The sequence below is a fragment of the uncultured Ralstonia sp. genome (assembly GCA_913056305.1).
Lineage (GTDB): Bacteria > Pseudomonadota > Gammaproteobacteria > Burkholderiales > Burkholderiaceae > Ralstonia.
Genome location: CAJXMR010000169.1, coordinates 1 through 10,472 on the forward strand (window position 1 = coordinate 1; position 10,472 = coordinate 10,472).

At 66.6% G+C, this 10,472-nt stretch carries 11 protein-coding genes; 4 read left to right on the top strand and 7 right to left on the bottom strand.

What is annotated here, in order from left to right; all coding sequences use genetic code 11:
- The 4 genes from secA to QZ609_RS20125 all read left to right on the top strand — a co-directional run.
- A partial coding sequence (gene secA / locus QZ609_RS20110; RefSeq protein WP_295498605.1) for a preprotein translocase subunit SecA occupies positions 1-2,598 on the top strand: 2,598 nt, incomplete at its 5' end.
- Between the two features lie 94 nt (positions 2,599-2,692).
- The gene (argJ, locus tag QZ609_RS20115; RefSeq protein WP_295498608.1) at positions 2,693-3,922 is read left to right on the top strand and encodes a bifunctional glutamate N-acetyltransferase/amino-acid acetyltransferase ArgJ; all 1,230 of its coding nucleotides are present in this window, start codon (positions 2,693-2,695) and stop codon (positions 3,920-3,922) included.
- Positions 3,923-3,938: 16 nt separating this feature from the next.
- Entirely contained in the window at positions 3,939-4,823 is an 885-nt protein-coding gene (locus QZ609_RS20120) for an ATP-binding protein (protein WP_295498611.1), read from the top strand.
- Positions 4,813-5,277, top strand: a complete 465-nt coding sequence (locus tag QZ609_RS20125) for an NUDIX domain-containing protein (protein ID WP_295498614.1) — start codon at positions 4,813-4,815, stop codon at positions 5,275-5,277. The genes QZ609_RS20120 and QZ609_RS20125 overlap by 11 nt, the downstream gene beginning before the upstream one ends.
- Positions 5,278-5,300: 23 nt before the next feature.
- Here the strand turns inward: QZ609_RS20125 and QZ609_RS20130 are convergent, their stop codons facing one another.
- The 7 genes from QZ609_RS20130 to QZ609_RS20160 all read right to left on the bottom strand — a co-directional run.
- Positions 5,301-5,924, bottom strand: a complete 624-nt coding sequence (locus QZ609_RS20130; protein WP_295498617.1) for a c-type cytochrome — start codon at positions 5,922-5,924, stop codon at positions 5,301-5,303.
- A 26-nt stretch (positions 5,925-5,950) separates the two neighbouring features.
- A complete protein-coding gene (locus tag QZ609_RS20135) occupies positions 5,951-7,291 on the bottom strand; it encodes a cytochrome C (RefSeq protein WP_295498620.1) in 1,341 nt (446 codons plus the stop codon).
- Positions 7,292-7,495: 204 nt separating this feature from the next.
- The gene (yacG, locus tag QZ609_RS20140) at positions 7,496-7,711 is read right to left on the bottom strand and encodes a DNA gyrase inhibitor YacG (RefSeq protein WP_295498624.1); all 216 of its coding nucleotides are present in this window, start codon (positions 7,709-7,711) and stop codon (positions 7,496-7,498) included.
- Between the two features lie 7 nt (positions 7,712-7,718).
- The gene (gene zapD, locus QZ609_RS20145; protein ID WP_295498627.1) at positions 7,719-8,477 is read right to left on the bottom strand and encodes a cell division protein ZapD; all 759 of its coding nucleotides are present in this window, start codon (positions 8,475-8,477) and stop codon (positions 7,719-7,721) included.
- A gap of 115 nt (positions 8,478-8,592) precedes the next feature.
- Positions 8,593-9,207 carry a dephospho-CoA kinase gene (gene coaE / locus QZ609_RS20150; RefSeq protein ID WP_295498630.1) on the bottom strand — a complete coding sequence of 205 codons (615 nt, stop codon included), beginning with the start codon at positions 9,205-9,207 and terminating at the stop codon, positions 8,593-8,595.
- Between the two features lie 13 nt (positions 9,208-9,220).
- On the bottom strand, positions 9,221-10,102 hold the full coding sequence (locus tag QZ609_RS20155) for an A24 family peptidase (RefSeq protein ID WP_295498632.1): 882 nt from the start codon (positions 10,100-10,102) through the stop codon (positions 9,221-9,223).
- A 4-nt stretch (positions 10,103-10,106) separates the two neighbouring features.
- Positions 10,107-10,472, bottom strand: a 366-nt coding sequence (locus QZ609_RS20160; RefSeq protein WP_295498635.1) for a type II secretion system F family protein, incomplete at its 5' end; no start/stop codon positions are given.

Genomic DNA, 10,472 nt, shown 5'->3' on the forward strand with positions numbered 1-10,472 from the left:
GTGTGCCGCGAGGCCAGCAAGCGCGTGATGAAGATGCGCCACTTCGACGTGCAGCTCATCGGCGGCATGGTCCTGCACAACGGCAAGATCGCCGAAATGCGCACGGGTGAGGGCAAGACGCTGACGGCCACGCTGGCGGTGTACCTGAACGCGATTGCCGGCCAGGGCGTGCACGTCATCACCGTGAACGACTATCTCGCGCAGCGCGATGCGGAGTGGATGGGCCAGCTTTACAACTGGCTGGGTCTGTCGGTGGGGGTCAACCTGACCACCATGGACCACGACCAGAAGCAGGCCGCCTACGCGTCGGACATCACCTACGGCACCAACAACGAGTTCGGCTTCGACTACCTGCGCGACAACATGGTCTACGACGCGGGCCAGCGCGTGCAGCGCCCGCTGAACTACGCCATCGTCGACGAGGTGGACTCGATCCTGATCGACGAAGCGCGCACCCCGCTGATCATCTCCGGCCAGGCCGAAGACCACACCGACATGTACCGCCGCATGAACGGCATCCCGGCGCAGCTCACGCGCCAGATCGGTGAAGAGAAGGCCGACGGCACGGGCGTCGAGAAGCCGGGCGACTACTACGTCGACGAGAAGTCGCACCAAGTCTACCTGACCGAATCGGGCCACGAGAAGGCCGAACAAATCCTGCTGCAGGCCGGCCTGATCGGCGAGGGCGAATCGCTCTACGCGCCGCAGAACATCACGCTGATGCACCACCTGTACGCCGCCCTGCGCGCGCACAGCCTGTTCTTCCGCGATCAGCACTACGTGGTGCAGAACGGCGAGGTGGTGATCGTTGACGAATTCACCGGCCGCCTGATGTCGGGCCGCCGCTGGTCCGACGGTCTGCACCAGGCCGTGGAAGCCAAGGAAGGCGTGCAGATCCAGCAGGAAAACCAGACGCTGGCGACCATCACGTTCCAGAACTACTTCCGCATGTATAACAAGCTGTCGGGCATGACCGGCACGGCCGATACGGAAGCGTACGAATTCCAGGAGATCTACGGCCTGGAGACGGTGGTGATCCCGACCAACCGGGCGCCCCAGCGCAACGACCTGCAGGACCAGATCTACAAGACCGCGAAGGAGCGCTACGACGCCGTCATCCGCGACATCCGCGACTGCTTCGACCGTGGCCAGCCGGTGCTGGTGGGCACGACGTCCATCGAGAACTCCGAGCTGCTGTCGAACCTGCTGAACCAGGCCAAGCTGCCGCACCAGGTGCTCAACGCCAAGCAGCACGCCCGCGAAGCCGAGATCGTCGCGCAGGCCGGTCGGCCCAAGATGATCACCATCGCCACCAACATGGCGGGCCGCGGTACCGACATCGTGCTGGGCGGCAACGTGGAGAAGCAATCCGGCTTCGTGATGGCCGATGAGTCCCTCTCCGACGAAGAGAAGGCATCGCGCGTGAAGACGCTGCAGGACGAATGGCAATCGCTGCACGAGCAGGTCAAGGCCGCCGGCGGTCTGCACATCGTCGGCACCGAGCGTCATGAATCGCGCCGGATCGACAACCAGCTGCGCGGTCGTGCCGGCCGTCAGGGCGACCCGGGCTCGTCGCGCTTCTACCTGTCGCTGGATGACCAACTGCTGCGCATCTTCGCGGGCGACCGCGTGCGCGCCATCATGGACCGCCTGAAGATGCCCGAAGGCGAGCCGATCGAGGCCGGCATCGTGACGCGTTCGATCGAATCCGCCCAGCGCAAGGTCGAGGGCCGAAACTTCGACATCCGCAAGCAGCTGCTGCAGTACGACGACGTCGCCAACGACCAGCGCCGCGAGATCTACAAGCTGCGCAACGAGATCCTCGAAGCGGGCGATGTGGGCGATCTGGTCAAGAACCTGCGCGAATCCGTGTTCGTCGAGCTGTTCCGCACCTACGTGCCGGCCGAGACCATGGAAGAGCAGTGGGACGTCGCCGGCCTGGAGAAGGCGCTGCGCGACGACTGGGGCGTCGATCAGCCGCTGGTCAAGACGCTGGAGGCCGCACAGTCGATCGAGGACGAAGACCTGCTCAACATGGTGCAGGAAGCCGCCGAAGCGGTGTACGAAGGCAAGGTGGCGCAGGTCGGCCGCGAGTCGTTTGCCGGCTTCGAACGCTCGGTGATGCTGCAAAGCCTCGATACGCACTGGCGCGAGCACCTGGCTGCGCTGGACATGCTGCGCCAGGGCATCCACCTGCGCGGCTATGCGCAGAAGGACCCGAAGCAGGAATACAAGCGCGAGTCGTTCGAACTGTTCGGCCGTCTGCTCGATACCATCCGCAACGAAGTCACGCGCATCGTGTTCACGGTGCGCATCCAGTCGCAGGAGCAGCTGGAAGAGGCATCCGAGCAGATCGAAGAGGATCTCTCGGCGTTGACCAACGTGCAGTACAAGCACGATGAGTTCGAGGACCTGGTCGAAGTGGCCGCGGGCGATGCCGAGGTGCATGGCGCCACGCCGGCGATGCCGGCGCACCGCTCGGCGGCAGCTTCTGCTGCCGCAGCGCTGGCGGGCGAGGTGCCCAAGGTCGGCCGCAACGATCCGTGCCCGTGCGGTTCTGGCAAGAAGTACAAGCAGTGCCACGGCAAGCTGGCCTGACGCTGCTGATGCGCGCCGCCTGCGCGGCGCGTTTCGTTTTCTGTTGATTCACGATGCCCGCATTGCGGGCATCCTCATTTGAAAGGTGTGCTCCATGGCTGTGAATCTCGTCGCCCCCGCTGCTGCCTCCCTGTTGCCGATCGACGGCGTGGACCTCGGCTGGGCCGAAGCCGGTGTGCGCAAGGCCAATCGCAAGGACGTGCTGCTGGTGCGTATCGCCGAGGGTTCGAGCGTGGCCGGCGTGTTCACACAGAACCGCTTCTGCGCGGCGCCGGTGCAGGTCTGCCGCGAGCATCTGGCGAGTGGCCTGGGCGCCCGCGCCATCGTCGTGAACACCGGCAATGCGAACGCTGGTACCGGCGCACCGGGCCTCGCCCATGCGCGCCAGACCTGCGACGCGGTGGCCAAGCTGCTGGGCGTGTCGGCGCAGCAGGTGCTGCCGTTCTCGACGGGCGTGATCCTGGAGCCGCTGCCGGTCGACCGCGTCATCGCCGGGCTGCCCGCCGCACAGGCCAACGCCAAGCCCGACAACTGGCTGGCCGCTGCCGAAGCCATCATGACCACCGACACCGTGCCCAAGGCCGCATCGGCCACCTGCACGCTGTCGGGCAAGACCGTGCGCATGTCGGGCATCAGCAAGGGCGCCGGCATGATCCGCCCGAACATGGCGACCATGCTCGGTTTCATCGCCACCGACGCCAACGTGGACGAGGCCGTGCTGCAAGGCCTGGTGCGCTACGCGGCCGATCACTCGTTCAACAGCGTGACGGTCGACGGCGATACCTCGACCAACGACTCCTTCGTCATCATCGCCACGGGCCGTGCCGGCACGCCGCGCATCGACTCGACCTCGCATCCGGACTACGCCGCGCTGCGCGATGCGCTGACCGGCCTCGCACAAGCGCTGGCGCAGAAGATCGTGCGCGACGGCGAGGGTGCCACCAAGTTCATGGCCATCCAGGTCGAAGGTGGCCGCAACGTGGAAGAGTGCCGCCAGATCGCCTACGCGGTCGCGCACTCGCCGCTGGTCAAGACCGCGTTCTATGCCTCGGACCCCAACCTGGGCCGCATCCTGGCCGCCGTCGGCTATGCCGGCGTGACCGACCTCGACGTGAACGGCGTCAACCTGTGGCTCGACGACGTTTGGGTCGCTCGCGACGGTGGCCGCAACCCCGACTACCGCGAGGAAGATGGCCAGCGCGTGATGAAGCAGACCGAGATCACCGTGCGCATCGCGCTCGGCCGCGGCGATGCCACCGCTACCGTGTGGACGTGCGACTTCTCGCACGACTACGTGTCGATCAACGCGGACTACCGCTCGTAAGCCGGAGCCTGCTGCCATGTCGTCCGATCTGTCCGCACGGCTCGACCGCTTTCTCGGGCGGCTCGAGCAGTGGCTGCCCCCCGAGCTGACCGAAGCCGGCTGGAAGGAGGCGGTCGCCTTCCGCTGGCGCAAGCGCCAGAGCCTGTTCGGCAACATCGGCTACCTGTCGCCGATCCGTCAGCTGCCGCCGATCCATCTGTCCGACCTGCACAACATCGAGCGCCAGAAGGACGCCATCGTCGCCAACACGCGCCAGTTCGTGCGCCAGCTGCCGGCCAACAACGTGCTGCTGACCGGCGCGCGTGGCACCGGCAAGTCGTCGCTCATCAAGGCGTGCCTGAACGCATTCGTGGGCGAAGGCCTGCGCCTGGTGGAGGTCGACAAGGATGACCTGGCTGACCTCGGTGACATCGTCGAGCAGCTCGCCGCGCGCCCCGAGCGCTTCGCGATCTTCTGCGACGACCTGTCGTTCGAGGAGGGCGAATCCGGCTACAAGGCGCTGAAGTCGGCGCTGGACGGCTCGGTGGCGGCGCAGTCGGACAACGTGCTGATCTACGCCACCTCCAACCGGCGCCACCTGCTGCCGGAGTACATGAAGGACAACGAGACTTACCAGCACATGCCGGACGGCGAGATCCATCCGGGCGAGGTGGTGGAGGAGAAGATTTCGCTGTCGGAGCGCTTCGGGCTGTGGCTGTCGTTCTACCCGCCCAAGCAGGACGAGTACCTGACCATCGTCGCACACTGGCTCAAGCATTTCGGCTGCAGCGACGAGGACATCGCCGCCGCCCGGGGCGATGCGCTGGTGTGGGCGCTGGAACGCGGCTCGCGTTCGGGCCGGGTGGCGTGGCAGTTCGCGCGCGACTGGGGCGGCAAGCATGGGCGGCAGCATGTCGGCTGAGACGCTGATGCAGGTGCCGGCCACGCACACGCCGGACGGCCGCAAGATCACTGAGGTGGCCGTCGGCGTGCTGGTGCAGCCGGATGGCCAGTTCCTGTTGGCGCAGCGCCCCGAGGGCAAACCGTACGCGGGCTACTGGGAATTCCCCGGCGGCAAGCTGGAGGCGGGGGAGTCGGTGGAAGCCGCGCTCACGCGCGAGCTGAAGGAAGAGCTGGATATCACGCTGCGCACCTGTGTGCCGTGGCACACCATCGAGCACGACTACCCGCACGCCTACGTGCGGCTGCACTTCTGCAAGGTGACGGCGTGGGAAGGCACGCTGCGCGCGCTGGAAGAGCAGGACTTCGCTTGGCAGACACTGCCGATCACCGTCGATCCGGTCTTGCCGGCGACGCTGCCGGTGTTCGAATGGATGCGCGCGGAGAGCGCCGCCGCGCCGGCCCAGTCCAACTGACTGACTCGGCGACCCGACCCGTACTACTGCGCCTGCAGGAAGGCGGCCACCGCCTTCGCCTGTTCGTCCGTCAGCGTGTGGGCGACAGCGCTCATCACCGGGGCGTTGGCACGGGTGCCGTTCTTGAACACGCCGATCTGCCGCAAGAGATACGCCGCATGCTGCCCCGCCAGGCGCGGGAAGGTGTCGTTGCCCTCGGCGTGGGCGCCGTGGCAGGACGCACAGGCCGGCACACCCTCGGCCGCTAGGCCGTGCTCGAAGATCTCCTTGCCGCGCGCCATCAGCGCCGGATCGCCAGCGGGGCCGGCTGGCGCGCTCTGGCGCGCGTAGTACTCGGCTAGCGAGCCGATGGTCGCGTCATCGAGCTGCGAGGCGATCCCCCACATGAAGGCCTGCGCGTCGGTCTCGCCGCGGCCACGGTTGCGGAATCCCTTGAGCTGCGCTTCCAGGTAGTGCGGCACCTGCGCATCCAGGCGCGGGAACATGGGCGATTCGCTCTTGCCGTGCACGCCGTGGCAGGACGAACACAATTGCGCCGCCAGCTTTTCGCCGTCTTGCGCGCCAGCGGTGGTGGTGGACCATCCGGCTGCCGCCATCGCCATCAGCGCGGCCACGCATGCCCACCTGGGCTTGTGGAGTCTGTTCATCGCGGGCTTCCTCTCCCCTGATCGGGCTAGAACATGAACCAGCCGAGCAGATAGATCGTGTTGTTGTCGAGTGCGTTGCGGCCGTTGCCGTCGTAATTGCTGCGCGCGCCGTTGAACTTGAGATACCACGTGTACTGCAGCGCCAGCTTGACCTGCGGATGCGGCAGGTAGTCGAGTTCGAGGATCACGCCCTGTGTGTCCGGGCGGCCGTTGGCACTGCCGGTGACAGGCGCCGGCGCATAGAGGCCCGGGTCGGCGCTGCCGGTAGTCGAGAAGTAGGCCAGGGTGGCGCCGTACTTGCGCTGGTAGTAGTACGACGCCTTGGCCTTGAAGGTGTCGAGGTGGTCGGTTGCGTTGGCGGGTGTCGGGCCAGCGCCGATGCCGCCGCTCGGGAAGCTGGCGCGCCAGTCCTGCTGCTCGTGGATCCACGCGACCTGTGCCGTGAAGGCGTGCGTCATGGTCAGGTACTGGTATTGGCCATCGAGCGCGACGTCGCGGAAGCGATCCGTCGGGGTGCCGGAGATGGTGTTGTCGGGGTACCGATTGGCCAGCAGCCCAAAGGTGCCGAACATGATCGAATGCGCGCCCCATTCCTGGTTGTAGGCGACGCGCCAATACGGGTTGGCGCCGCTCAGGCGCGCCACGCCGCCGGGGGTGGCGGTGTCCTGCCCGGCGCGAAACACGGAGAACAGCTGGTCGGCGGTCCGGTACGCGCCGAATTCGGCGTAGATGCGGCGTTGCCAGAACACATAGGCGCTGGCACCGACCGCCTGCTGCGCAAGGCCACCGTCGATGAGCGTCCCGGCCAGCGGCGGCACGCCGATGTTGGGCGCGGCATACGGGTAGCCGAAGGCCGGACTGGTATTCCACACGTCGGACACCGTTGGGTTGTTGTTGACCGTGACGCCGTAGATGAAGTCGATGTCTTCCCGCGTCAGGTGCCAGGCAGCGCGGATGTCGGTGTTGTCCAGCGCGCTGTGGTGGCCAATGCCGTCGTAGGTCCACTGCGCGAAAGCACCGACCGGGCCATAGATGCGGCCGGCGTAGAAGAGGCTCGCCTGCTGCAGGACGGTGTCACCGTTGCGGACGAAGTCGAAATCCTGCTGGTCGATGGTGCGCGTGTTGGTGCGCGAGATTTGCACCATCCCTGACAGCGGGATGGTGTCGTTGTTCTTCAGTGTGTAGCCGGTCATCTTGAAGAACCGGCCGAACGGGGTGAGTTCGGGAAAGCTGACGTGGCACGCCATGCAGGCCATGCCCGTCTGGCGGGCAAAGGCCGGTACGGCACCTGCTTCACCGGATGCTGCCAAGAGGCCGCCCAATAGCAGCCAGACGAGCGCGCTGAGCGCAGCCATGATCCGTCGCATGGTGTTCCTCCCTGTTCTTCTCGGTTTCACCAGCACGCATCACCATGGAAGGCGCTGCGGGCGAACGTGTCAACGTGAGGGACGGGGCAGGCTGATATGGATCAAGGTTTGCCGGACAACGCAGGCCATGCGTTCGGCCGCCGCATCAGGGCAGGAGGGGGGGCGAGCGCCGCGCATGGTGCGGCGCACCGTTGCAGGGGCGCTTCAGTTGAGTTTGCTGCTCGCGCCGCCGGACTCGCCGCCCGGAGCACCCGTCGGCAGGTCGTCGTCTTCCACCACGGGGATGGTGTATTGCTCGGCAGCCCACGCGCCCAGGTCGATCTGCTTGCAGCGCTCGGAGCAGAACGGGCGGTAGCGGCTCTCCGCCACCCAAGGCACCGGTTTGCCGCAAGTCGGGCATTTGACGGTCTTCGCAGTCATAGCGGGCTCAGAAGTTACAGAGCTTGAGCTGGAAGGGGATGTCCGCATCCACCGGCTTGGGGCGCTGGTCACCGTCCTGCTGCGTAAAGCGGACCCACAGCATGTACTTGTTGGCGCTGATTTCCGGGATGAACGGCAGCCCACCATCGTCCAGCCGCACCTGCATGAGCTGGTAGATGCGTCCAGACAGCATCTGCTGATAGCTGCCCGAGGTGGCGATCACCTTGCCGCTCTGGCCGGATTCGCGCAGCAGGCGCAGCACCATCAACGTGGCGTCGCGCAGGGGCACCAGCGGCTGCGCCCATTTGATGATGTCGGCGCGGCGGCGCTCTGCCGGATAGTGCTGCCAGGCGAAGTACGCCGGCAGGTCGAATTCACACGTCCCGCCCGGGATGATGGCGCGGCTGCGGATGCTGGTCAGCCACTCGTTGTCGGCGATCAGCTGGCCGGCCTTGCCATGCGTGGCGGTGAGGTTGCCCGAAGCCGTTTCCAGCTCGCTGATGACGGCGTCGAGCGCGTCCTGGTCGATCTGCGGGTTGGCGCGCAGCGCAGAGAGCGTCTGGCGCTGGCGGTCCAGCTCCTTGAGCAGGTCGGATTTGAGGTCGGCGCGGCCGGCCACGTCAACGATCTCGAACAGCGTGGTCAGCGCGACGTGGTGTTGCAGCGGGTGTTCCTGCGCGAGAAAGAAATCCAGACGCTCGAACAGATCTTCGAGACGCAGCAGCGTTCGAATGCGTTCGTTGAAGGGATATTCGTACAGGATCAAAACGGGGCGCCCGGGTTGGCCAGTGAAGCGGAATTGACTTCGACCTGCCCGCATTCTATGCGAGACCCTCGCGCATCACAATGCAAAGGGCTGTGACGTCCGCTTTCCGCTGCTTTCAAGTCGCCCGGTAGGCTTGGTCCAGACGGGCGATCTGCGGTGCAAGGTCGGCCAGCGTGCCGCCGTTGTCGATGACGTCGTCGGCCGCAGCCAGGCGCGCTTCGCGCGTCGCCTGGCGGGCGATGATGGCTTCCACCTGCGCGCGCGGCAGGCCGTTGCGGGCCATGACGCGGTCGATCTGCGTCTGCACCGGGCAATCGACCACCAGGATGCGGTCGACCAGCGCGCGCCAGCTTTGGTGGCCGGTCAGCGACTCCACCAACAGGGGGACCACGTAGACGAGGTAGGCGCACGCGCCCGACGCCTGCGCCGCGGCGCCGCGCGCCAGGCCGATCTCGCGGATGAGCGGGTGCGTGATCTGCTCCAGCCGCGTTTTGGCGGTGGCGTCGGAGAAGGCGAGGGCGCGCATGGCGTCACGGTCCATGGCGCCGTCGGCGCGCAAGATGCCCGGGCCGAAGGCTTCGACCAGCTTGGGAATGGCAGCCCCGCCCGGCGCGGTGATCTCGTGGGCGATGGCATCGGTGTCGACGATGGCCGCGCCAAGCTCGGCAAAGCGGTCGGCGACATAACTCTTGCCGCTGCCGATGCCGCCGGTCAGGCCGATCACGCGCATGGGCGCCGCCGGGTTACTGCGCCACCAGGGGCGCGAGCCCCGTCATGGCGACCAGTTGTGGACCCGCCAGCAGGGCGATCACGCCCGCGCCGGCAATGAATGGCCCGAACGAGAATGGCGATTCGCTCTTGGCGCCGCGCGCGATGCGCACGAGCCCGAACACCAGCCCCACCAACGACGACAGCAGCACCAGCATCGGCAGCGCCTGCCAGCCGAACCAGGCGCCGAGCGCGGCCATCAGCTTGAAGTCGCCGTAGCCCATGCCCTCGCGGTCGCGCAGCAGCTTGTAGGCCCAGTAGATCGTCCACAGGAACAGGTAGCCGGCCATCGCGCCGATCACCGCGTCGGGCAGCCGCGCGAACATGCCGAACAGGTTCACCAGTAGCCCCAGCCACAGCAGCGGCTGGGTGATGGCGTCGGGCAGCAGTTGCGTATCTGCGTCGATCATCGTGCCCGCAATCAGGAACCACAGCAGCACGGCCGAGGCCACGGCCACCCAGGTCGGGCCGAAGTGCCACAGGCAGGCCGCGGTCAGCGCGCCGGTGACCAGCTCAACGGCCGGGTAGCGCCAGGAGATCGGCGTCTTGCAGGCGCTGCAGCGCCCGCGCAGTGCCAGCCAGCTCAGCACGGGGATGTTCTCCCACGCCCGGATCTGGTGCCCGCACGACGGGCACGCCGAGCGCGGCACGAGCAGGTTGTACGTGTCCGGATGCGGCAGCGGCTCTTCGCGCAGCTCGGCGATGTAATTGGCCTCCTCGCGCTCGATCATGCGCGGCAGGCGATGGATCACCACGTTGAGGAAGCTGCCGACCAGCAGGCCGACCAGCCCCCCTATGCAGATCACGAACCACGCCGGCAGTTGCGCCAGCGCGGCAATCACGAACACGTCCGGCATCGCGTCAGACCACCGTACCGAGCTTGAAGATCGGCAGGTACATGGCAACCACCAGACCACCGATCATCACGCCGAGGAAGACGATGATGACCGGCTCCATCAGCGTGGAGATGTTGGCCACCGCTTCGTCCACCTCGCGCTCGTAGAACTCGGCCACCTTGAGCAGCATGTTGTCGAGCGCGCCGGACTCCTCGCCGATCTGCGTCATCTGCAGCACCATGTTGTCGAACACGTGGGTGGCCTGCATGGCGTTGGTCAGGCTGGTACCGATGCGCACCGCCTGCTGGATCTCCAGCGTGGCGTCGTGATAGATCCAGTTGCCGGCGGCGCCCGCCACCGATTCCATCGACTCCACCAGCGGCGTACCGGC